Source organism: Enterobacter sp. UPMP2052, assembly GCF_053709675.1.
The window spans coordinates 800,855-824,736 of sequence record NZ_JBSKJR010000001.1 but is presented as its reverse complement, the minus strand read 5'-3'; the positions used below and the strand labels follow the sequence as shown (position 1 = coordinate 824,736).

The following is a 23,882-nucleotide window of genomic DNA, read 5'->3' as shown; positions in this document are numbered from 1 at the left end:
GGTTTTTCACGGTAATGACGTTTTACGTTCATCCCCTCCTCCCTGCCCTTACTCCGTTGGCAATTTAGGGGTAATCCTTTATTGGTATGGGTATACTCCAGGGTATGGAACAGAATAGCGCCATTCCTGCAGTCAGGTCACGTCAGGAGCCCGGCAAGCCTATGTTAAAAAGATGTTTATCCCCGCTGACGCTGGTCAACCAGCTTGCGCTTATCGTTTTGCTGTCTACCGCCATTGGCGTGACCGGCATGGCTATCTCTGGCTGGCTGGTACAGGGGGTACAGGGTAATGCGCATGCCATCAACGAGGCAGGCTCGCTACGCATGCAGAGTTACCGTCTGCTGGCCTCGGTGCCGCTGACGCCTGCGCACCAGACGCTGCTCGACGACATGGAGCGCACGGCCTTTAGCCCTGAACTGGAAAAAGCCGCGATCCGCGACGGGCAAGAGCCGCAGTTGAAATCCTTACAACACTACTGGCACTCCCAGCTGGAGCCAGGGTTAAAGCGGGCAAAAAGCCCCGAAACCGTGGCCCAGGACGTGGCCGGTTTTGTCTCGCGCATTGATAAGCTAGTCTCCTCTTTTGATCAAACGACCGAACTGCGTATTGACCGGGTGGTCATGGTCCACCGGGCGATGGCGGCATTTATGGGCCTGCTGCTGATCTTCACCATCGTCTGGCTGCGCGCGCGCCTGCTGAATCCCTGGAAACAGCTGCTGGCGATGGCCCGGGCGGTTGCCGAGCGCGATTTTTCCCAGCGCGCCCACATCAGTGGCCGTAACGAAATGGCGATGCTGGGACAGGCCCTCAACACCATGTCCGAGGAGCTGTCCGAGAGTTACGCCGTGCTGGAGCAGCGCGTGCAGGAAAAAACAGCCGGGCTTGAGCAGAAAAACGAAATCCTCTCGTTTCTGTGGCAGGCAAACCGTCGCCTGCATATGCAGGTTCCGCTGTGCGAGCGGCTCTCCCCGGTGCTTAACGGCCTGCAAAACCTGACGATGCTCCACGACCTCGAACTGCGCGTTTACGACGTGGAAGACGAAGAAAACCATCAGGAGTTCACCTGCCAGTCCGATCTCTCCTGCGATGAGAAAGGGTGTCACCTCTGCCCGCGCGGTCTGCCGCCGCTCTCCACCAGCGGGACCACGCTGAAGTGGCGTCTGACCGACAGCCATACGCAATACGGGATCTTACTGGCTACGCTGCCGGCAGGCCGACATCTCAGCCACGATCAGCAGCAGCTGGTTGATACGCTGGTGGAACAGCTGACGGCCACCCTGGCACTTGACCGGCATCAGGAGAAACAGCAGCAGCTGATCGTAATGGAGGAACGTGCCACCATCGCCCGCGAGTTGCACGACTCTATCGCCCAGTCTCTCTCCTGCATGAAAATGCAGGTAAGCTGTCTGCAGATGCAGGACACCGGTATGCCCGAGAGCAACAAACAGCTGCTGAGCCAGATCCGCAACGAGCTGAACACCTCCTGGGTGCAGTTGCGAGAACTGCTTACCACGTTCCGCCTGCAACTTACCGAGCCTGGCCTGCGCCCCGCGCTGGAGTCCAGCTGCCAGGAATTTAGCGCCCGACTGGGGTTCCCGGTGAAGCTGGATTACCAGCTGCCGCCGCGGTTTGTGCCATCCCATCAGGCCATCCATTTACTGCAAATCGCCCGTGAAGCGCTGAGCAACGTGCTCAAACATGCTAACGCGACGGCGGTCACCGTCACCGTCACCGTCAGCCCGCATGATAATCAAGTCAGGCTCACGGTTCAGGATAACGGCTGCGGCGTGCCGGAAAATGCCGAGAGAACTAACCACTATGGTTTAATCATCATGCGAGACCGCGCGCAAAGCCTGCGCGGTGATTGCCAGGTTCGCCGGGGAGAGTCTGGTGGTACCGAAGTAGTGGTCACTTTTATACCCGAAAAGTCCCTTATCACTTCTCAAGGAGAAAACCATGACTAATCAGGAACCGGCCTCTATCCTGTTGATCGACGATCATCCGATGCTGCGTACCGGCGTGAAACAGCTCGTCAGCATGGCACCGGATATTACCGTCGTCGGCGAAGCCAGCAACGGCGAACAGGGTATTGAGCTTGCCGAATCGCTCGATCCTGATTTGATCCTGCTCGATCTTAATATGCCAGGCATGAACGGTCTGGAGACGCTCGACAAGCTGCGTGAAAAATCGCTTTCAGGCCGCGTGGTGGTGTTCAGCGTGTCGAACCATGAAGAAGACGTGGTCACGGCGCTGAAGCGCGGCGCGGACGGTTATCTGCTGAAAGATATGGAACCAGAAGATCTGCTCAAGGCGCTGCAGCAGGCCGCCGCCGGTGAAATGGTTCTGAGCGAAGCGTTAACCCCGGTGCTGGCCGCCAGCTTACGCGCGAACCGCGCCACCTCTGACCGCGACGTCAGCCAGCTTACCCCGCGCGAGCGCGACATCCTCAAGCTGATTGCCCAGGGGCTGCCGAACAAGATGATCGCTCGTCGCCTCGACATCACCGAAAGCACGGTTAAAGTGCATGTGAAGCACATGCTGAAAAAAATGAAGTTAAAATCCCGCGTTGAAGCCGCCGTGTGGGTTCATCAGGAGCGTATTTTTTAATTTCAGTCATCCGGCAGCAGCTTCCACCGCGGGTCGTCGTCAGGCATGACCACAAGCGGCTGCACCACCGTTAGCGTGATCTCATTGGAAGAGACGCGCTGCCCGTCTTTATCTTCCGCCACTACCGACAGCCGCCAGCGGTTGGTCGCCCCTTCGCGCGCGTCCCATGCCGGGATAATAATGCTCCAGCCGTCGCTGCTGGTACTGTTGGCCGGCGACGTCAGGCTCAGCGCCTGCGTATCTCCCTGCCAGTGAAGCTGACGAATACCGTGCGTGCTGCGGATCTGCAGCTTGAGCATCACCGTTTCGCCACCTTTTAAATCCCACGGCGGCGTCGCCAGGTAGACCGACAGCGTTTTGCGCTGGCGGAACTCCATTACCGGCAGGCTGTTTCGTTCGGCGGGATCATAGCGGCTGCCCCGAAGCGATCGCGTTGCCGCCACTTCTCCGGCAGACAGCTGCTTCGCCAGCGGTACGCCAAACCGATAGTTGAGCTTCAGCCCAAGGTTGTTCTGGCTGACCCCGCTCTCCCCCTGCTTGTGGGCGGCAGAGATTGTCACCAGCGGCACGGGGGTGTAGTCCAGTCCCAGATTGACCGCCATCGGATTGTGATAGCCGGTTCCGCTGTTAAAGAGATCCACGCTGTCGCCAAAATACTGCTCGAAGCTGACGCTGGTATTCAGATGATGGAACCACGGCAGCCAGGCTTTAGCCGTGACGTCGTACCCGCGGGCCATACGCTGCTCCTGCACGTCTGAATCGTCTCGCCAGCCGGCAAACGGCTGATAATAGTTGGCGGAAAGCCGCAGGTTTTGCCCCCAGGCCTCTGCCCCCAGCCCGGCGCGCTGAAGATTTTCGTCCAGCAGGTTGTCATAAAAGGTGTTGTAGCCCAGCAGCCAGTTTCCGGCGACCCAGCGCTGGCCGACCCCGGCGTTGCTTACCAGCCCGTCGGTTTGCTGCGTCAGGCCAAGCTGACTCCAGTTCAGATAGCGGTTGTTATCGTTCCAGGGGATAAACCAGCTCCCGCTGCTGCCATTGAAGGTTCCGTTATCGTCCACCCGCACATTGACGCTGGCGTTGCCCCAGGGCGAAAGCCAGGATTCAATCTGCTCATTCACCTCGCCGCTCACCGCATCACGCACCTTGCCAAACGCAAACTGCCGGGCCTGCTCGCCCGTCGTCAAGCCGTTATCGGTCATGCTGGCCTCGCCAAACGCCTTTGCCATTTCGGCGAGGTGCTTTTCGCCTTCTGAGGTGGGTTTGGCAAGTCCGAGGTCCGGCAGCGAATCTCCGTTGTTATCAAACGGATTTTGCGCCTGCTGGACAAAGGAATTCGGCGCACCGTAAACGGCTCCGGCCGACAGGAGAGGAAGGAAAAACAGCGAACGAATGCGGGGCGATACAACCATCAACGTCGTGATAAGCGCCTGTTTGAGTAAGAAGACGGTTATAGCTTAACGTCCCGGGCGAAGAAATACAGCCTGAACGCGAATTTCAGGAATAACCTGAAACGCCCACCGCCTTTACGCCTTCACCCCAAAGAAGCCTTTCAGCTCCGGCACGCAGGATCCGCAGTTGGTCCCACAGCGCAGCTTTACCCCCAGCGCCGCAGCGGAATCGCAGCCACCGGCAATCGCCTCGCGAATGGTGTTTTCGCCGACGTTAAAACAGCTACAGATGATGCGCCCCGGATCCAGGCGTGCGCCGGGCGGCTGGCCGTGGAGCAACGCATGACGTTCCGCCAGCTGAACGGGGGCGGCGCGGAACGCCTCTTCGATAAACCCGTGCGCCAGTTCCGGCAAACCGGAGCTTTCCCAGAAGCCGAGCATCAGCGCCCCGTCGTGCCAGGCCAGTACGCTCCCCCGCTCACCGGCACGGGCAATTTGTACCTGCCAGCCCTGCGCGGTGCTGTAATCAATAGCCCACGCCAGCAGCGGCTTATCTCCCGCGACCGTCAGCCGTGTCGCCTTGCGCCACCCGTGTACGAAAGGTGGCAGCGCGGGCATTTCGCGGGCATACAACTCGCCCTGCCAGGCGGGCTGCCAGGGCGCGATCCGCACGGCGGTTTGCTTGCTCTCCGGCTGGCCGGATAACGGGTCGCAACGCCCGGCAACCAGGGCGTTCACCTTGCCCTGCCGGGCAAACTGGTTGTTCCAGTGCATCGGGGCAAACAGTTCCCCTTCGCGCGGGTGGGTAGTGATGCACACTCTGGCGACCATCACGCCGCGCGGCGAGCTGATCCGCGCCAACCCGCCGTCGTGCAGGGCAAAACGCAACGCGTCGGTCGGACACACCTCAACCTGCGGCTCGGCAATGTGCTGCATCAGCCTGGGAACGTAGCCCGTGCGGGTCATGGTATGCCACTGATCGCGGATGCGTCCGGTGTTCAGCACCAGCGGATAGAGCACATCCGGCGTTGCGCCGTGCGGCTGAGGCTCTACCGGTACGATGTCCCGGCGCGGGAACGCCCCTGTCGGCCACTGGTACGGTTCCAGGTCATCCCACGCCTCGCGCGTCAGGGCGGCAAGCGCGTGCAGGTTTAGCGCCCGCTCGCCGTTGTTCTCAAAGGCGGTCAGCGCGGCATGCTCGCAAAAAATCTCATGGGGATGTTCCCAGCCAAACGCCGCGCTGTAGCCGAGGGCCGTGGCCACCTGCGCGATAATCCACCAGTCCGCTTTCGCCTCGCCGGGTGCGGGCAGAAAGGAACGCTGGCGCGAGATGCGACGCTCCGAGTTGGTCACCGTTCCGTTTTTCTCTCCCCATCCCAGCGCCGGGAAGCGAATGTGGGCCAACCGGCTGGTATCTGTCTCCTGCATGACCTCAGAGACGATCACCAGCGGGCAGGCTGCCAGCGCCTGACACACGGCGTGGCTGTCCGGCATCGACACCGCAGGGTTGGTGCCCATGATCCACACCGCTTTCACCTCCCCTCGCGCGATGGCGTCGAATAACTCCACCGCCATCAGCCCCGGCGTTTGCGCCAGCCTTTCCGTTCCCCAGAAGCGGGCGACCCGCGCGAGATCGTCCGGCTCGAAATGCATATGTGCCGCGAGCTGATTCGCCAGCCCGCCGACTTCCCGGCCCCCCATGGCATTTGGCTGACCGGTCAGAGAAAACGGGCCGCAGCCCTGCCGGGCGAATTTACCGCTGGCGAGATGCACGTTAATGATGGCGTTACATTTATCACTGCCGCTGGCCGACTGGTTGATCCCCATGGTGTAAAGCGTGATGGCGCGGGGTGCGGTGATAAACATGTCGTAAAACTGGTTAATCGCTGCGGCTGAAAGATCGCAAAATTCCGCTACCCGCTCAGCCGGCCAGTCAGCGGTTCCCTGGATGCGATTGAGCAGGCCGACGAACAGCCCGGCGTCGCTGCCGGGTCTGAGCGCCAGATGCAGGTCGGCAATATCGCAGGTGGCGGTTTTACGCGGGTCGATCACCACCACCTTCATCGCCGGATGACTCTGGCGCGCCTGCACCAGCCGCTGATACAGCACCGGATGCGTCCAGGCTGCGTTCGACCCGACCAGCACCACCAGATCGCTGTTTTCGATGTCCTCGTAGCTGCACGGCACCACGTCTTCGCCAAACGCCCGCTTGTAGCCCACGACGGCGGAGGACATACACAGCCGGGAGTTGGTATCGATATTGGCCGCGCCGATAAACCCCTTCATCAGCTTGTTGGCCGCGTAGTAATCCTCGGTGAGCAACTGGCCGGAGGCGTAAAAGGCCACCGCCTGAGGGCCATAGCGGTCGATAATGTCCCGCAGCCGCTCGCTCGCGGTGTGCACCGCCTGCGGCCAGTCAGCCTCCTGACCGTCGACGACGGGCCGCAATAAGCGCCCCTGCAGGCCGGTGGTTTCCCCTAACGCCGAGCCTTTCACGCAGAGCCTGCCATAGTTGGCAGGATGGCGCTCGTCGCCGCGCACGGTAACCTTCTCACCTTCCGTTCGGGCGATCACCCCGCAGCCCACCCCGCAGTAGGGGCACGTGGTCCGGGTCTCGTTCATGATGCCTCCGCGCGCATAACCAGCTCTTCGTTGCCCACCCACACTTTGCCATTCTCAATTTTTACCGGCCACGCGCGCACGGCAGGCTCGCCGCTGTCAAACTGACGCCCGTCGCGCAGGCGAATACGCAGCTTATACAGGGGCGAGATCACCACGGGTTCGCCGCCCGCATCGCCCAGAATACCGCGCGAGAGCACGTTGGCGCGGCTGCCTGGCTCGCGGTCATCAAGGGCATAAACCGACTGACCAAAGCGGAACAGCGCGATCGATTTCCGCCCCAGGCGCGCGCCGATCCCCGCCTGCTCGGGAATATCCTCCAGTCCGCAGATCGCCTGCCAGCGTTTGTTTTCATCCGTGGGCTGACTGTTCACTTCGGTGCGGAACAGCGCCAGGCGGTTTGGATCGCTGAGCGTGGTTTGCCATTCGCACTGGTAGGTGTCCACCACCCGGGCCATCTCCTGCTCCAGTTCGTGCGCAATACCCAGGCTGTCATCAAGAATGACCTGGCGCAGATAGTCGAGGCCGCCCTCAAGATTGTCCATCCAGGTGCTGGTGCGCTGCAGGCGATCCGCCGTGCGGATATAGAACATCAGGAAGCGGTCGACGGTGCGGATCAGCGTCTCTTCATCCAGGTCGCTGGCGAAGAGATCCGCGTGGCGCGGTTTCATCCCGCCGTTGCCGCAAAGGTAGAGATTCCAGCCTTTGTCCGTGGCGATCACCCCGACATCTTTGCTCTGCGCCTCGGCGCACTCGCGGGTACAGCCGGAAACCGCCATTTTTATCTTATGCGGTGCCCGCAGGCCTTTGTAGCGGTGCTCCAGTTTTACCGCGAGACCCGTGGAGTCCTGCACGCCGTAGCGACACCAGGTGGACCCCACGCAGGATTTCACCGTGCGCAGCGACTTACCGTAGGCGTGCCCGGTCTCAAACCCGGCCTCCACCAGCGCCTGCCAGATCGCCGGCAGCTGGTCGAGCGTCGCGCCAAACAGGTCGATACGCTGCCCGCCGGTGATCTTACTGTACAGGCTGTAGCGCTTCGCAATCTGGCCGATGGCAATCAGCCCGTCGGCAGAGACCTCCCCGGCAGGCATACGCGGCACGATGGAGTAGGTACCGTCTTTCTGGATGTTGGCAAAGTAGCGGTCGTTGGTGTCCTGCAGCGGCAGATGTGCCGGTTTAAGCAGATACTCGTTCCAGCACGAGGCCAGCACCGAGCCAACCAGCGGTTTGCAAATTTCACACCCGTGCCCGTGACCATAGCGACCAATCAGCTGTTCGAAGGTGCGTATATGATTCACGCGAACGAGGTGGTAGATCTCCTGACGCGAGTACGGGAAGTGTTCGCAGATATCCTTTTTCACCTCTACGCCCTGCCCGGCAAGCTGGAACTCCATCACCTGTTTAACCAGGGCACTACAGCCGCCGCAGCCCGTAGCCGCTTTGGTGCACTGTTTAATGGCTCCCATATCCATCGCCCCGTCGCTTACGGCCCGGCAGATATCGCCTTTGCTGACGTTATGGCAGGAACAGATCTGCGCGTTTTCCGGCAGCGCCGCGACGCCCAGCGCTTTTGGCGCACTGCCGGACAACGCAGGCAGAATCAGCGTTTCCGGCTCTTTCGGCAGGCTAATCCCGTTGAGCATCATCTGCACCAGGGTGGCATATTCACTGGCATCGCCCACCAGCACGCCTCCGAGCAGGGTTTTCCCGTCGTGGCTGACCACAATTTTTTTATAGACTTGCTGCGGGCCGTGGGTCCACTGGTAGCTTAACGCCCCCGGCGTACGGCCATGGGCATCGCCAAACGAGGCCACGTCCACGCCGAGCAGCTTCAGTTTGGTGCTCATGTCGGCACCCGTAAACTGTGTTTCTTCTCCTGCCAGCGCCGCCGCCGCGACGCGCGCCATCTGGTATCCTGGTGCCACCAGGCCGAAGATTTTACCTTCCCACAGCGCGCACTCCCCGACGGCGAACACGTCAGGATCGGATGTCCGGCACTGGTCATTAATGCCAATCCCTCCGCGCTCGCCTGTCGTCAGGCCGCTGGTGCGCGCCAGCGCATCCTGCGGGCGGATCCCGGCGGAAAAGACCACGATATCCGTTTCAAGCGTGCCACCGTCGGCGAAACGCAGAACCAGACCATCATCGGTGCGCGCAATCTCAGTGGTGGCTTTCCCGGTGTGGACCCCTACGCCGAGCGCCTCAATTTTCTTACGCAGCATTGCCGCGCCGTCGTTATCGAGCTGCACCGCCATCAGATTGGGCGCGAACTCCACCACGTCGGTCTTAAGCCCAAGCTGCCTGAGGGCGTTGGCGGCCTCCAGCCCCAGCAGGCCGCCGCCGATCACCACACCACGACGCGCATGCTTAGCCCGTGCGGCAATGCTATCGAGGTCGTCGAGGGTGCGGTAGACAAAGCAGCCCGGCAGATCGTTGCCCGGCACCGGCGGAACGAACGGATACGAGCCGGTGGCGAGCACCAGTTTGTCCCAGTGGGTTTCGTGCCCGCTGGCGGTTCGCACTACGCGTGCGTCGCGATCGATAGCCACCACCTGCTGCGACAGGCGCAGCTCAATGCCGTTATCGGCAAAGAAATCGCCTTCGACCAGCGAGAGGGAGTCGGCGCTGCGCCCGCCAAAATACTCTGACAGGTGGACGCGGTCGTAAGCGGCATGGCGCTCTTCGCCAAGGACCACAATCTGATAAGCCGTGTGCACGTTACGGTTAACGCACTCTTCAAGGAAATGATGGCCGACCATACCGTGTCCAACCACCACCAGCGTAGGTTTTGTCATAGCGTTGTGTCCTGCAACCTGCGGTTGCGTCGTCGTGAATTGATCGAACAGCCAGTCCACGCGTGCGGGAGCAGCCGTAGCCAGTAAATCGGTAAATGTCGCCGCGCTGCGGCAGTCCCCCATCAGCAGCACCCCTGCCAGCGCGCCGCGATGGATCAGTAAACGCCGGTAGTGCCGGGTCAGCGGGTCCCACGTGCTCCAGACCACATCGTCAGGCTGCATGGCCGCGCGTCCGGCGGTGAACAACTCCACGCCGGTAACCTTGAGACGCATGCCGCCGTCGGTCAGCGCAAAGGGTGACGCCACCTCTCCGGCAAGCCGGGCGGCGAGGATATCCGCCTGGGCAAGACAGGGGGCGACCAGGCCAAACGTCTGCCCGTCAATTTCGCAGCATTCGCCTATGGCGCTCACCTGCGGGACGGAGGTTTGCATCTGATGGTTAACCACAATGCCCCGGGCGCAGCGCAGACCGCTGGCCTTTGCCAGGGCGACGTCGGGCTGAACGCCGGTAGCGAGAACAACGCGAGCGGCATCAAGTCGCCGCTGGTTAAGCAACGTGACCGAGTCGGTCGCCACGGCTACGATCCCGGTTGAGAGTTCGCAGCGAACGCCGCGCGCCGCCAGCGCCTCTTCCAGCAACAGCCCTGCCTGCTGGTCAAGCTGCTGATCCATCAGCCACGGCCCGCGATGCACCAGCGTGACGTTGTCACCGGTTCGCGCCAGCGCGGCAGCCGCCTCGACGCCCAGCACGCCGCCGCCCAACACCACCGAAGGACCGTCCGTGGCGAGAATCGCGCGGGTATCCTCTAGGGTGCGAAACGTGAAGACGTGCGGTGCCTCAAGCCCGGGTATCGGCGGAACAATGGGCTGTGATCCGGTGGCAAAGACCAGTTCATCCCAACGCAGGGTCTGGTGCCGGGTGTGCACTTCCCGCCGCACCCTGTCCACTGCAATTGCCTTTTCCCCTCTGAGGACGGTGACGCCGCGCTGGCGATACCAGTCATCGTCCTGCAGGCGAAGGGTCGCCGCCTGTTTTTCCCCGCCAAGCACCGGCGAAAGCTGGATGCGGTTGTAGGCGTGTTCAGGCTCGTCGCCAATGACCGTGATGGCAAAGCGACCGGGCGCGCGCTCGGTCAGGGAGGCAATCAGCCGCGTTGCTGCCATTCCATTACCGATAATCACCAGTCGCATCGTGGCCTCCTCGTTACGCCGCCTTAGGCTGTTTTTCATAGAGGAAATGCAGGATCTGCTGGCGCATGTGGTGATAGCGGCTGTCGTCAGCCAGCTGCACCCGGTTTCGCGGACGCGGCAGGTCAACCTGGAGGATCTCCCCGACGGTGGCCGCCGGGCCGTTGGTCATCATCAGCACACGGTCAGAGAGCAGCACCGCCTCGTCGACATCATGGGTGATAAGCACGATGGTGGTGTTCAGCGCCTGCTGAATTTTCATCACCGAGTCCTGAAGGTGCGCGCGGGTCAGGGCATCCAGCGCGCCGAAAGGCTCATCCATCAGCAACACTTTGGGCTTCATCGCCAGCGCGCGGGCGATGCCGACGCGCTGTTTCATCCCACCGGAGATCTCCGACGGACGCTTGTGCAGCGCATGGCCCATCTGCACGCGATCGAGATTGTGTTCGATCCACTCCCTGCGCTCGGCCTTACTCATGGTGCGGCGAAACACCTGGTCCACCGCCAGCGCCACGTTGTCGAAGCAGGTGAGCCACGGCAGCAGCGAATGGTTCTGAAACACCACCGCCCGCTCTGGCCCCGGCCCGGCGATTTCACGGTTATCGCAGATAATCCCGCCCTCCGTCGGCAATGCGATCCCGGCGATAAGGTTCAGCAGCGTGGATTTACCGCACCCGGAGTGACCAATCAGGCTGACGGTTTCCCCTTCATGGATATCAAACGAGACGTTTTGCAGCGCCAGAAACTCACCGCTGGCGGTGGAAAAACGCTGGCTCACGGCCTGCACCTGAATTAACGGTTTCATAGTCACTCCTTATTTTTCCTGCCAGCTAAAACGGCGGGCGATCAGCATCAGCCCCTGCTCCAGCATCAGCCCGACCACACCAATGATGACGATGGCGATGAGAATGTTTTCAACGTTGAGGTTGTTCCACTCGTTCCAGATCCAGAAGCCGATCCCGACGCCACCGGTCAGCATTTCGGCGGCGACGATCACCAGCCAGGCGATCCCTATCGACAGACGCACCCCGGTCAGTACCGCAGGCAATACCGCCGGGAAAAGAATGCGGCGCAGGATGGTCCATTCGGAAAGCTGCAGCACGCGGGCAACGTTAAGGTAATCCTGCGGGATCCGGCGCACCCCTTCGGCGGTGTTGATCACCATCGGCCAGATGGAGCAGATGAAAATGGTCCAGCTGGAGGCCGGCTCCGCTTTCTGGAACAGCAGCAGGCCGATGGGCAGCCAGGCCAGCGGGCTGACGGGGCGCAGCAGCGCAATCAGCGGGTTGAACATGCGCGAGAAAAAGGTGAAGCGGCCAATCAGAAAGCCCAGCGGAATACCGGCTATCGCCGCCAGGCCAAAGCCCACCGCCACGCGCTGGAGCGAGGCCAGCACGTTCCAGCCGATGCCCATATCATTCGGTCCGTCGCGGTAGAAGGGATCGGCAAACAGGGTTAACGCTGAATCCAGGGTGCTGAGCGGCGTCGGAAAGCCTTTACTGTTAATGGCGGCGAGCTGCCAGAGCACCACCATCAGCCCGAGACCGAGAAAAGCCGGGATAATACGTTGCAGGAGGTCATTCATCCGGCGCGTAAACCCCGGTCCACGGCGGCGAACCGGCACCGGTGGCAGCGCGATCACCTCAGCGCTGACCGGCGTCTCTTGTGGCTGTGTATTTTGCAGATGCGACATAATCAGGCCCCTTTACGGTGAATAGCGAAGCGGTTGGCGTAACCGTCCGGATCGGTGCCGTTCCAGACGGTACCGTCCATCAGCGTGCTGCTGCGAAGCGGTGATGACGGCGTGGAGATGCCGCCGACGGCGGTTGCCGCGTCCTGCCAGACCGCGGTCTGGTTGATGCGTTGCGCGATGGCGTTATAGTCCGGGGCGGTCTTTAGCAAGCCCCAGCGGCGGAACTGGGTTAAGAACCAGGTACCGTCGGAGAGATACGGGTAGCTGACGGCCCCGTCATTGAAGAAGCGAATCGGGTGGTCATCCTGCCAGCGCTGCCCCAGACCGTTGTCGTACTCGCCCAGCATTCGCCCGGTGAGATACTGCTCTTTGCAGTTAAGCCATGCCCGACGGGAGAGGATCTGCGCGGTTTCGCGTTTGTTTTCCGGCGAGGCGTCTATCCAGCGGGCGGCTTCCAGCACCGCGCTCACCAGCGCCCGTGCGGTATGCGGGTTCTTCTCCACCCAGGCGCGGCGGGTGCCGAGGATTTTTTCCGGGTGATCGGCCCAGATGGACTGGGAGGTGGCGGCGGTAAACCCGATGCGGTCATTAATGGCGCGCGCGTTCCACGGCTCACCGACGCAAAAACCGACCATGTTGCCAATGCGCATGTTCATCACCATTTGCGGGGGCGGCACGACTACGGTACGCACATCGTCAAACGGATTGATCCCGGCGCTTGCCAGCCAGTAGTACAGCCACATGGCGTGGGTGCCCGTCGGGAAGGTGTGGGCAAAGGTGTAAGTGCCGGGAGGCTGCTGAGCGACCCGCTTTTTCAGCCCGTCGAGATCGCGCACGCCCTTCTCTGCCAGATCGCTTGAGAGCGTGATCGCCTGGCCGTTCTGGTTAAGGGTCATCAGGTTTGCCATCTCCTGCGGCTTGCCGGCGATGCCCAGCTCAAGCCCATACAGCAGACCGTAAAGAATGTGTGCGGCATCCAGTTCACCGGCAACCAGTTTGTCGCGTACAGCCGCCCAGCTCGCCTCTTTGGTCGGCACGATGGTGATGCCGTACTTTTTATCAAACCCTTTCAGCGCCGCGATAACCACCGGCGCGCAGTCGGTGAGCGGGATAAACCCGATCCGCACCGTCTGCTGCTCCGGCCTGTCCGACCCCGCCGCCCACGCGGCCTGCATGATGCCGGGTAACAGCATTGCGCCGCTCGCCAGCATGCTGGCCTGCAAAAACCGCCGTCTCGACAAATCCGCCATAACCACTCCCGAAAAAAAGCCAAAAAAAAGCGCCCGTCGGTGCCGGAGCACCGCTGGACGCCTTTATCCTGAAAACGCATGCGCCGCCGTTGGCGCACCGTCAATCTTTGTTAATCTGATAATGCAAAGGGGATGCCAGGTTTTAAGCTGTTGTTTTCAGGGCTTCCCCGCCCGTAGCCCTCTCACGGCGCACCTCAATCAGGCATGACATGCCCGCTGATTGTGCAACTACGCCTTCGGCGCGGGCTGCCAGAGGTTCTTCACGGTGAGCAGCGCATGGGCGATATCCACCATGCGCTGATTTTTGTCCATCGCCATTTTGCGCAGCGTTGTCCACGCCTGCTCTTCGCTCATAGCGTGATGCGTCATCAGGATGCTTTTGGCTTTGTCGATGGTCTTGCGCTCCTCCAGCGTTTCGCGCAGGGAGGCCAACTGACGGGAAAGACTGTCGATCTCACGTGCCTGCTCGCGCACCAGCGGCAGCAGAGGTTTATCCGGGAAATGGGTAAACGCCTCGTTGTCCTCGCAGACCCGCAGCGTGCGTTCATTCGCCCCGTGAATACGTTCATCCACCATCGCCATGAGATCGGCGATGGCTAACTCCTCCAGCGTGCGAAGGTGTTCCAGGCGTGCCGTCTGCAACGCAAACCACCTCAGGGCGGTGTTTCCCTTGTCCGCCGCCGGCTGACGGGTACAGGCCACGCGCCTGAGCTGCTCTGTTTCGAGGTCCGGCATACAGTTAAGCGCAAACGTCTCCTGCACGTCGGCCCGGCTGTAAGACAAAAAAACCTCGAAGCAGGCCTGCTGCCCGTCGATACGGTCCACCAGCCGCTGGCGGGTTTCATCATCAAAAAAGCCCTGCGTGAAGCCCGTTGCGCCCAGCGCACGCTCCTGCCCTACCCACTCTTTGCCCTGCATCAGGCTATAAAGTGCGACAAACCGGCCCGCGATTTGCGGATCGTCAATGCTGTCATTGAGCTGAGGAATGATACTGAGCAGATGGCGAAGTATCCGGCTGTAGCGTTCCATCGCCTGCGGGGCCGTCACGTTTTGCCGTTCGACGTCGTCACGCAGCGCCGGAAGCGACGCCAGCGCGTGAAGCGCACCGGCAATGCGTTCGCACACCGCGCTGCCGGGCATCGGCGTTTGCAGGTTAAGCTGACGGTTGAACGCCGTCAGATTTTCATCGACCAGCGCCTTGCTGGCCCGACATTCCGGGCCGTAGAGCTGCCCCCGGGAGCAGAGCCAGACGTTTGACGCCCCGCGCTCGCACTGTAGCATATGCACCAGTCGGCTGATGCCGTTGACCAGCGCCCCCAGAACCGCCAGGGTATTAAGCTGCTCGCGGCGCATCACCGTGGCACGATGAAGCCATTCATTTGCGCCCGATAAACTGTCAGCCTTTATCGTCATACTCGCTCTCCGGTTCCCTATTCCCCGTAGAGCTAAGCAATATTCATGCCTTTTAACCGAACAGGAGTTTCCATGCAGAAGATTACGATTGTCGCCAACGGAGCGGCCTACGGCAGTGAATCCCTTTTTAACAGCCTGCGCCTGGCAATCGCCCTGTGCGAGAAAGAGCATCGCCCTGAACTGCGCCTCTTTTTGATGTCGGATGCGGTCACCGCCGGGCTGAAGGGGCAAAAACCTGCCGAGGGGTACAACATTCAGCAGATGCTCGAGATCCTGACGGCGCAAAACGTGCCGGTTAAGCTGTGTAAAACCTGCACCGACGGGCGCGGCATCACCGGGCTGCCGCTGATTGACGGGGTGGAAATTGGCACGCTTGCTGAGCTGGCAGACTGGACTCTGTCCGCCGATAAAGTATTAACTTTTTAATAATAAACCCGGTTTAATATTATTTTCTAATGGACGCGGTTTCAGCATCAAGTTTGCCTGCCACATTGCCGATAGGCATGGAAACAACACAGCAGGTATTTCACTTATGTTCAGATCCATTCGCGCTCGCATTATCGCCGCGACGACGGGTTGTCTCGTCGTCGCCCTTCTTCTCAACACCATCATCAACTTTCAGGTCACGCGTCAGGATAACCAGCAGTCGCAGCGGGATATCCTCGCCAGCACCAGCGCCAGCCATAATATGGCCATTGCGGAGTGGGTAAAGGGTAAAATGACCGTGATCGCTTCCGCGCAGAGCGTGGCGCTGAGCGACGATCCGGTTCCGACCTTTAAGCAACTCGCGCAGGCGGGTGGATTTACAAACGTCTACGTTGGCTATGCCAGCAAAACGGCAAAGTTCTCGGATCCTGCGGGGGTTCCGGCGGATTACGACCCGACCATCCGCCCGTGGTATCAGCAGGTGGTCAGCGCCGACGCGCCTGTGGTTACCGCCCCGTACGTCGACGCCGGCACCGGTAAGCTGGTGGTGACGTTTGCCGTCCCGGTGAAAGAGAATGGCGTGCTGAAAGCGGTTGTTGCCGGTGATGTAGCCATGGACAGCGTGGTGGCGAACGTGCGCGGTATTCATCCTACGCCTGAGAGCAGCGGGCTTTTGGTCGACAGCGATGGCACCGTGATTGCCGCCAACGACGCGGCGCTCACGCTCAAACCGCTCGGTGAATCCGTTAAAGGGATTGATTTTGCCGCCCTGAAAAACGGTGCGCCCGTCGACGGCACGTTTAACGGCATAGCGAAAACCTTTGTGGCGACGGCCATTCCCGGCACGCACTGGATGCTGATTGTAGCGCTGGACAACAATGATGCTACTTCCGGCATGCGCGCGCTGCTGAAGGCCTCTGCGCTGTCGCTGGTGATCCTGGTCTTGCTGAGCGGCGCGGTGGTTCACATTGCCATTGCCCGTCTGCTGAAAAGGCTGTCGGATATCCGCGACGCGATGCACAGCATCGCCAACGGTACCAACGACCTGTCGCAGCGTCTGCCGGACAACGGCGACGATGAGGTAGCGCAAATCGCCCAGGCGTTTAACGCCTTCAGCGACAAACTCTCGGTGGTGATGGTGCAGCTGCGCGATGCCAGCGCATCCGTAAAAAATGCGGCGAAGGAGATTGCCGCAGGCAACCAGGATCTTTCGGGGCGCACCGAGCAGGCTGCCTCCAGCCTGCGTGAGACGGCCAGCGCCGTAGAGCAGATCACCGCGTCGGTGACCCAGTCCAATGCGTCAGCGGCGCAAGCCAACGATCAGGCGAGCAAGGCCTCCGCCGCCGCCTCACGCGGGGGCGAGGTGGTTTCTCAGGCCATCAGTACCATGCAGTCGATTGAGGTGGCGTCGGCAAAAATTGGCGATATCACCAGCGTGATTGACGGTATTGCCTTCCAGACCAACATTCTGGCGCTGAATGCCTCGGTCGAAGCGGCGCGCGCCGGCGAGCAAGGACGTGGGTTTGCCGTGGTGGCCGGGGAAGTGCGTAACCTTGCCAGCCGCAGTGCGCAGGCGGCGAAAGAGATCAAATCGCTTATCGACTCCACCACCGACAGCGTGGCAACCGGATCGCGCTATGTGCATCTGGCGGGTGACAGCATGAATGAGATCCGGGCCAGCATCGGCAGCGTCTCGGGCATCATGCGCGAAATATCCATCGCCACCAGTGAGCAGATGAAAGGTATTCACGAGATAAACCACGCGGTGACGCATCTGGATCGGATGGTGCAGCAGAACGCGGAACTGGTGGTCGAGTCGGCCGCTGCGGCCAGCGCCCTGCAGAGCCAGGCGGGCGATCTGGCGGAAACGGCCGGGCATTTCCGCATTTAATCGTTCTGGCGCGCGAAGGCGTTAACGCGCGCCCGCCGGGGTCAGGCACAGCCCCGGCGCATTTCCTCCCAGCAGCGCTTTTACCTTCACCACCAGCTCATTCAGGCAGTCATCCTTCATGCCAAGGCGGGTCAGCTCCTGATCGAGGGAGAAAAGGTACTGCGCGTTAGTGCCCAGCGGGCCGCTGGCGGCCGCGATCAGCGGAGCAATCACCTGCGTGCGGGTATCGGCTTCATACAGTGGATGGCGTGGGTCCATGATAAACACCAGCGCGTTGACGGTGCGGCCGTCGTCGAGTTCCAGCTTGCACCAGCTGGGCATGTAGCACCCGGTGATCATCTCGCGCTTCCAGAGCAGCGTCAGCTCCTCCTGCAGCGTGGCATCCGGCAGGCGGTAGGCCACGCCCGTGGTGCGCCCGCCCTCTTTCAGTGCAAGCATGCGCCCTGGCTGACAGGCACTGCCGCGACCCGCGGTCAGGCGCAGGCAAAACGCGCGATGCCATCCGGGGAGCGTGCCCGTCGCCGATTCGACAAATTCGAGGGCCGGGTTCCACATCAGCGAACCATAGCCAAAGATCCATACCGGGCCATCATCAGGACGGCAGGAAAGCGTGGCAGCGAGCGACGCCGCACGTTGTTCAGCCGACCAGAGAAGCGATTCCTCAATAGCACCAAATGCCGTCTTACAATCCGCTTTCATCAAGAAATCACGCGTTAACACTTTATACCTCCGCCACTGCATGCTTCCTTGCGACCGCTGTAATTCGCCTTCCCGACATTATCTACTGGTCATTTTACCAGCAGGGGATTAACGATAAGCAATTCGCGGGCCAGTTGCAATACAACGGAAGTTCAACCGCCTTAAAAGTCAAAACCGGGCCAGGTAAGGGTTTCGCGGCTATTTCTTTTTATGCCATTTATCATCGTCTCCTTTCTCGTAATCATTTTTCACTGCCGCCCAGGCGACTTTATGAGCGGTCTCTTCCCGGCTGGCATCATCCCGGCGGTCGTCTTTATCTTTATACTGATCCCAGGCGCTGTTAAACGCTTCTTTGTAGATATCCTGGGCATGGGCTGGCAGGACGTGCTGTACGCTATCGGGCAGTTCGCTTTTCGATTTATAGGGCATGGTTTACCTCACTTTTGTGTAAAAGGTTAAGTGTGGACGACGATGCCACAGGTTGCCACGCCGATGAGTAATTTGGATTCACACAAAGATTAATTAGCTGTTATTTATGAAGTATTCTCCTAAAAATGATCTTTTTGACCATCATCCTTAAATTTCTGCTAAAAGGGTAAAATTAAGTAAAAAATAAAGGGGAAATAGCAGAATTCTGTTAGTTTATTGACCTTAAAATTCTATCTATAATGACAACACCTGCATTGATGGAGAAGCACATGACAGCAGCACACGAGGCGGTTAAGACCCGCCACAAGGAGACGTCACTCATTTTCCCGGTTCTGGCACTGGCTGTGCTGCTCTTCTGGGGAAGCAGTCAGTCACTGCCAGTGGTGGTTGGTATCAATATCCTTGCGCTGGTCGGGATCTTAACCAGCGCCTTTAGCGTAGTCCGCCATGCCGACGTATTAGCCCACCGCCTGGGCGAACCGTACGGCTCTTTAATCTTAAGCCTTTCGGTCGTTATTCTCGAAGTCAGCCTGATCTCCGCCCTGATGGCAACGGGCGACGCCGCGCCTACGCTGATGCGCGACACCCTGTATTCCATCATCATGATTGTGACCGGCGGTCTGGTGGGCTTTTCGCTGTTACTGGGCGGGCGTAAATTCGCAACCCAATATATGAATCTGTTTGGCATTAAACAGTACCTGATCGCCCTTTTCCCGCTGGCAATCATTGTGCTGGTCTTCCCGATGGCGCTGCCGGGGGCGAACTTTACCACCGGGCAGGCGCTGCTGGTTGCCCTGATTTCCGCAGCCATGTACGGCGTGTTCCTGCTGATCCAGACCAAAACGCACCAGAGCCTGTTTGTCTATGAGCATGAAGATGACGGCGACGACGATGATCCGCATCACGGCAAACCCTCGGCCCACAGCAGCGCGTGGCACACCGTCTGGCTGATCGTGCATCTGGTTGCAGTTATCGCCGTGACCAAGATGAACGCAAACCCGCTTGAAACGCTGTTAACCGAGCTGAATGCCCCGGTTGCCTTTACCGGCTTCCTGGTAGCGCTGTTGATTCTCTCTCCGGAAGGGCTGGGCGCGCTGAAAGCGGTGCTGAACAATCAGGTGCAGCGCGCCATGAACTTGTTCTTCGGTTCGGTGCTGGCAACGATCTCCCTCACCGTGCCGGTGGTGACCTTAATTGCCTTTATGACGGGTAATGACCTGCAGTTTGCGCTGGGCGCGCCGGAGATGATTGTGATGCTGGCCTCCCTGCTGCTATGCCAGATTTCGTTCTCGACCGGGCGCACCAACGTGCTGAACGGTGCGGCGCACATGGCGCTGTTTATTGCGTATTTGATGACGATATTTGCGTAGCGTGTTTGCCGGGTAAGCGCAGCGCCACCCGGCAATAAACGCCATAAAAAAACCCGCCGAAGCGGGTTTTTTTATTAGTTGCTGGTATCCAGCTCGTCGAAGCTCTTCACCAGATCGTCAATCGCTTTGATCTGTTTCAGGAAGGGTTCCAGTTTGTCCAGCGGCAATGCGGACGGGCCATCGCACTTGGCGTTGGCGGGATCCGGGTGCGCCTCAATGAACAAGCCCGCCAGACCTGTCGCCATACCGGCGCGCGCCAGTTCGGTAACCTGAGCACGACGGCCGCCGGACGCCGCACCAAACGGGTCGCGGCACTGCAGGGCGTGGGTTACGTCGAAAATCACCGGAGACTGGTTAGAGACGTTCTTCATCACGCTAAAGCCCAGCATATCAACCACCAGGTTGTCATAGCCGAAGTTGGCTCCGCGATCGCACAGGATAACTTGGTCGTTACCGCCTTCGATAAACTTATCCACGATGTTGCCCATCTGCCCTGGGCTCACGAACTGCGGCTTCTTCACGTTGATAACGGCACCGGTTTTCGCCATCGCCTCCACCAGGTCGGTCTGGCGCGCCAGGAACGCAGGCAGCTGGATAACGTCTACCACGTCTGCCACAGGCTGCGCCTGTGAGGCTTCATGCACGTCGGTGATCACTTTAACGCCAAAGGTCTGCTTCAGCTCCTGGAAAATTTTCATCCCCTCTTCCAGGCCCGGGCCACGGTAAGAGTTGATGGAGGAGCGGTTGGCTTTATCAAAAGAGGCTTTGAACACGTACGGGATGCCCAGTTTCTGGGTCACGGTCACGTAGTGCTCGCAGATACGCATCGCGAGATCACGGGATTCCAGCACGTTCATACCGCCAAACAGCACGAACGGCAGGTCGTTTGCCACGTTGATATCACCAATGCTAACCACTTTTTGTTTCATAGGATCGCCTTATTCAGGTGTGAATCGGAATTAAGATTAATGCAGTGTAATTTGTTTGTGCGAGATCGCGTTAATCTGCGCGCGGATCATTTCGCTAATCGGATCTTCCGGGCACTGTTCAACGAAATAACTCAAATCATTCAGCGCCACATGCTCGCAGTCGAGCTGGGCATAAATAAGCCCGCGGTCGCGAATTTCATACGGATCTTCCGGGTTAAACTGCAGCAGCACCTCGCTTGCGCGTAAGGCCAGCTCCATCTGCCGCTCTTCCATCAGCGCGGACTTCAGCGTATCGAGCAGCTTGCGGATCACTTCTGCGTTATCCGCTTCGTCGAGATCTTCGTTAAACAACTCGGCGACCGGGCTGATGTTGCCTTTAAGCCAGACGTCCAGCGTGTGTTCATCCAGCGTGTCGCCGTTAAACGGATTGATTAACCACATCTCACCGTCCAGCCACTCCGCCCGCAGGATCATCTGCGTCGGGAAGATGACCGGCACCAGCGGAATATCCAGACGATGGGCGACCCACAGTAAAATAGCGCCCAGCGCGACGGCGCTACCCTGACGATTTTTCAGAACCTGATCCAGCCATAAGGCGTCAGACAGGCGATACACGCCACGCGTGTCGCAAAAACCCCATTCGCCGTAGAAAAGCTCCACCAGCTTTTCAAGCTGCCAGTCCTGCGGACGCGCCTGATTGATCTCCTCACGCGCCAGGCTGACCAGCTTCTCCAGCTCCGCGTAAACGAACTGCGACGTAAAGTCGTCGCGGATCATCTCTGAAATCAGGATCATGCCATCGCAGAGCGGCACTTTATTAAATTCGAAATCGGCTAAGGACCTCATGACTTACCCCAGTATCGGTATTCTTGTGGTGGCGAGTTTAATGATGATGTACAGCACCACCAAACCCAGCAGAAAGGCGATAAACCCGGTCTGCTGGCTGCGCGGACGACGACGCCCAAGCGCGATAAAACCCAAAACGATGTAGATGATAACGCCAAACAGCTTTTCAGTCAGCCATGCGCCTTTATCAGTAAATGGCAGATAGCCCGTTTTCCACATCAACCCGGCCCCGGAAAGGAACAGCAGCGTGTCGATACAGTGCGGCGCAATACGCACCCAGCGGGCGTCAATCAATGGATTATTGCTGTAACGCCACGCGTAGCGGACGATAAAGAACGCTATCGTCAACGCGACACACACAAGGTGGACGGTAATCAGCACGGTAAAAAGACTCATGCCCATTGACCCAGCGTCAGGCGTTCGTTGCCGCCATAATCACGACAGGTTTCGACGCCCGTGTAGCCCGCGCGGGTGAACAGATCACGCACCGCCTCGCCCTGGGTCCAGCCATGTTCCACCAGCAGCCAGCCGCCGTGAAGCAAATGTTGTCGTGACGTTGTCACAATGTGATCGAGATCGGCAAGCCCCTCACCGGACGCCACCAGCGCCGTGCGCGGCTCAAAGCGGACGTCACCCTGCGCCAGATGGGGGTCATTTTCGTCGATGTAGGGGGGATTACTGACAATCATCCCAAAGCTGCGCGCCTCAAGCGCGCTGAACCAGCTGCTTTGAAGCACCGTCACGTTGCACAGCTCAAGGCGCTGGACGTTACGCTGCGCCAGCGCGACCGCATCAGGCATCAGATCGACGGCCGTTACGCTGCAATCAGGACGCTCGCTGGCAAGCGCCAGGGCAATCGCGCCGGTGCCGGTACCCAGATCGAGGATTGCCGTGCCCTGCTCCGGCAGACGGGCCAGCGCCTGTTCGACCAGACACTCGGTGTCCGGGCGGGGGATCAGCGTAGCGGCAGAGACATACAGCGGCAGCGACCAGAACTCGCGCTCGCCGACCAGGTGCGCCACCGGCTCACCGGTCTTACGGCGGGCAAGCAGCGCCGAAAGCGCCGCTTCCTGTTCAGCGGTCAGCGCCGTCTCGCCGAAGGCAAGCAGCCAGGTACGGGTTTTCCCCGTCACATGCTCCAGCAAAATTTCGGCGTCGCGTTTAGGGCTTTCACTCTCTGAAAGCGCACTGGCGGCGTGGCGTAACCAGTGTTGAAAATCCATTATTCCTGCTCGGACAAGGCCGCCAACTGGTCGGCCTGGTATTCCTGTACGATAGGCTCAATCAGCATATCGAGCTTGCCTTCCATGGTTTCATCCAGGCGGTAGAGCGTCAGGTTGATGCGGTGATCGGTCACGCGCCCCTGCGGGAAGTTGTAGGTGCGGTTACGATCGCTGCGATCGCCGCTGCCCAGCAGGTTGCGACGGGTAGAGGCTTCCGCCTGCTGGCGCTTCGCCACTTCGGCGGCACGGATACGTGCGCCCAGTACGGACAAGGCTTTGGCTTTGTTCTTGTGCTGGGAACGCTCGTCCTGACACTCCACCACGATGCCAGTCGGCAGGTGGGTAATACGGATCGCGGAGTCAGTGGTGTTAACGTGCTGACCGCCCGCGCCCGAGGAGCGGAAGGTGTCGATACGCAGATCCGCCGGGTTAATGTCCGGCAGTTCGGCTTCCGGCAGCTCAGGCATCACCGCAACGGTACAGGCCGAGGTGTGGATACGCCCCTGGGATTCCGTTGCCGGTACGCGCTGCACGCGATGGCCGCCCGATTCAAACTTCAGACGCCCGTACACGCCGTCGCCGCTGATCTTGGCGATAACTTCTTTAAAACCACCGTGTTCGCCTTCGTTGGCGCTCAGGATCTCGACGCGCCAGCGACGCGCTTCAGCATAGCGGCAGTACATGCGGAACAGGTCACCGGCAAACAGCGCCGCCTCGTCACCGCCGGTTCCGGCGCGCACTTCAACAAAGGCGTTACGTTCATCATCCGGATCTTTTGGCAGTAAAAGCACCTGGAGCTGCTGCTCCATCTCTTCAGAACGCGCTTTGGCGTCCTGCAACTCTTCCTGCGCCATTTCACGCATTTCAGGGTCGTCGAGCATCATCTGCGCGGTTTCAATATCGTCCTGGACCTGTCGCCAGTCGGTATAGCATTTTGATACATCACTTAACTGCGCGTATTCCCGCGACAGCGCGCGAAAACGTTCCTGGTCTGCAATGGTCCCGGCATCGCCGAGCAGCGCCTGGACTTCTTCATGGCGCTCGTGCAGAGCTTCCAGTTTGGCGACGATAGAAGGCTTCATAGGCGTAAGTGCACCTTGTAATGGAAAATGG

General features: G+C 59.9%; 19 protein-coding genes. 5 read left to right on the top strand and 14 right to left on the bottom strand.

Annotated elements, in window-relative coordinates:
- Positions 1 to 161: 161 nt before the first annotated feature.
- Positions 162 to 1,964, top strand: coding sequence for a nitrate/nitrite two-component system sensor histidine kinase NarX (narX, locus tag ACWKX3_RS03740; protein WP_454541298.1), 1,803 nt, complete (start codon positions 162 to 164; stop codon positions 1,962 to 1,964).
- On the top strand, positions 1,957 to 2,607 hold the full coding sequence (narL, locus tag ACWKX3_RS03735) for a two-component system response regulator NarL (RefSeq protein ID WP_003856701.1): 651 nt from the start codon (positions 1,957 to 1,959) through the stop codon (positions 2,605 to 2,607). The genes narX and narL overlap by 8 nt, the downstream gene beginning before the upstream one ends.
- A gap of 2 nt (positions 2,608 to 2,609) precedes the next feature.
- On the opposite strand, the gene ACWKX3_RS03730 is transcribed toward narL, so the two are convergent.
- The 7 genes from ACWKX3_RS03730 to nasR all read right to left on the bottom strand — a co-directional run bounded on the left by ACWKX3_RS03730 (position 2,610) and on the right by nasR (position 14,956).
- Positions 2,610 to 4,016, bottom strand: a complete 1,407-nt coding sequence (locus tag ACWKX3_RS03730; protein ID WP_446187613.1) for a YchO/YchP family invasin — start codon at positions 4,014 to 4,016, stop codon at positions 2,610 to 2,612.
- A gap of 114 nt (positions 4,017 to 4,130) precedes the next feature.
- Positions 4,131 to 6,617 (bottom strand): molybdopterin-dependent oxidoreductase, encoded by a 2,487-nt coding sequence (locus ACWKX3_RS03725; RefSeq protein ID WP_454541297.1) that lies wholly within the window; start codon positions 6,615 to 6,617, stop codon positions 4,131 to 4,133.
- Positions 6,614 to 10,603: a nitrite reductase large subunit NirB gene (gene nirB, locus ACWKX3_RS03720; RefSeq protein WP_404600074.1), complete on the bottom strand. Its 3,990-nt coding sequence runs from the start codon at positions 10,601 to 10,603 to the stop codon at positions 6,614 to 6,616. Before nirB ends, ACWKX3_RS03725 begins: the two co-directional genes overlap by 4 nt.
- Before the next feature lie 13 nt (positions 10,604 to 10,616).
- The gene (locus ACWKX3_RS03715) at positions 10,617 to 11,405 is read right to left on the bottom strand and encodes an ABC transporter ATP-binding protein (RefSeq protein WP_006175874.1); all 789 of its coding nucleotides are present in this window, start codon (positions 11,403 to 11,405) and stop codon (positions 10,617 to 10,619) included.
- A 9-nt stretch (positions 11,406 to 11,414) separates the two neighbouring features.
- Positions 11,415 to 12,293 (bottom strand): nitrate ABC transporter permease, encoded by an 879-nt coding sequence (gene ntrB, locus ACWKX3_RS03710; RefSeq protein ID WP_042319982.1) that lies wholly within the window; start codon positions 12,291 to 12,293, stop codon positions 11,415 to 11,417.
- A gap of 2 nt (positions 12,294 to 12,295) precedes the next feature.
- Positions 12,296 to 13,543, bottom strand: coding sequence for a CmpA/NrtA family ABC transporter substrate-binding protein (locus ACWKX3_RS03705; protein WP_101738578.1), 1,248 nt, complete (start codon positions 13,541 to 13,543; stop codon positions 12,296 to 12,298).
- Between the two features lie 228 nt (positions 13,544 to 13,771).
- On the bottom strand, positions 13,772 to 14,956 hold the full coding sequence (nasR, locus tag ACWKX3_RS03700; protein ID WP_137273327.1) for a nitrate regulatory protein NasR: 1,185 nt from the start codon (positions 14,954 to 14,956) through the stop codon (positions 13,772 to 13,774).
- Positions 14,957 to 15,028: 72 nt separating this feature from the next.
- On the opposite strand from nasR, the gene ACWKX3_RS03695 reads away from it, so the two are divergent.
- Complete coding sequence (locus ACWKX3_RS03695; protein WP_313826782.1) at positions 15,029 to 15,382, top strand: DsrE/DsrF/TusD sulfur relay family protein; 354 nt, start codon at positions 15,029 to 15,031, stop codon at positions 15,380 to 15,382.
- 106 nt (positions 15,383 to 15,488) lie between these two features.
- Positions 15,489 to 17,273 (top strand): methyl-accepting chemotaxis protein, encoded by a 1,785-nt coding sequence (locus ACWKX3_RS03690; RefSeq protein WP_454541296.1) that lies wholly within the window; start codon positions 15,489 to 15,491, stop codon positions 17,271 to 17,273.
- 21 nt (positions 17,274 to 17,294) lie between these two features.
- Here the strand turns inward: ACWKX3_RS03690 and ACWKX3_RS03685 are convergent, their stop codons facing one another.
- Both ACWKX3_RS03685 and chaB read right to left on the bottom strand, forming a co-directional pair.
- Positions 17,295 to 17,993, bottom strand: a complete 699-nt coding sequence (locus ACWKX3_RS03685; protein ID WP_454541295.1) for a gamma-glutamylcyclotransferase — start codon at positions 17,991 to 17,993, stop codon at positions 17,295 to 17,297.
- Positions 17,994 to 18,170: 177 nt separating this feature from the next.
- A complete protein-coding gene (gene chaB, locus ACWKX3_RS03680) occupies positions 18,171 to 18,401 on the bottom strand; it encodes a putative cation transport regulator ChaB (protein WP_006175884.1) in 231 nt (76 codons plus the stop codon).
- Between the two features lie 269 nt (positions 18,402 to 18,670).
- Between chaB and chaA the strand changes: the two genes are divergently transcribed.
- Complete coding sequence (gene chaA, locus ACWKX3_RS03675; RefSeq protein ID WP_042319988.1) at positions 18,671 to 19,771, top strand: sodium-potassium/proton antiporter ChaA; 1,101 nt, start codon at positions 18,671 to 18,673, stop codon at positions 19,769 to 19,771.
- Positions 19,772 to 19,845: 74 nt separating this feature from the next.
- Here the strand turns inward: chaA and kdsA are convergent, their stop codons facing one another.
- The 5 genes from kdsA to prfA are packed head-to-tail and all read right to left on the bottom strand — an operon-like array spanning position 19,846 to position 23,851.
- Positions 19,846 to 20,700 (bottom strand): 3-deoxy-8-phosphooctulonate synthase, encoded by an 855-nt coding sequence (kdsA, locus tag ACWKX3_RS03670; protein ID WP_454541294.1) that lies wholly within the window; start codon positions 20,698 to 20,700, stop codon positions 19,846 to 19,848.
- Between the two features lie 36 nt (positions 20,701 to 20,736).
- Positions 20,737 to 21,546: an invasion regulator SirB1 gene (gene sirB1 / locus ACWKX3_RS03665; protein WP_006175892.1), complete on the bottom strand. Its 810-nt coding sequence runs from the start codon at positions 21,544 to 21,546 to the stop codon at positions 20,737 to 20,739.
- Between the two features lie 3 nt (positions 21,547 to 21,549).
- Positions 21,550 to 21,942, bottom strand: a complete 393-nt coding sequence (sirB2, locus tag ACWKX3_RS03660) for an invasion regulator SirB2 (RefSeq protein WP_042320578.1) — start codon at positions 21,940 to 21,942, stop codon at positions 21,550 to 21,552.
- Complete coding sequence (gene prmC / locus ACWKX3_RS03655; protein WP_088208301.1) at positions 21,939 to 22,769, bottom strand: peptide chain release factor N(5)-glutamine methyltransferase; 831 nt, start codon at positions 22,767 to 22,769, stop codon at positions 21,939 to 21,941. The genes sirB2 and prmC overlap by 4 nt, the downstream gene beginning before the upstream one ends.
- Entirely contained in the window at positions 22,769 to 23,851 is a 1,083-nt protein-coding gene (gene prfA, locus ACWKX3_RS03650; RefSeq protein ID WP_454541293.1) for a peptide chain release factor 1, read from the bottom strand. Before prfA ends, prmC begins: the two co-directional genes overlap by 1 nt.
- Positions 23,852 to 23,882 lie beyond the last annotated feature (31 nt).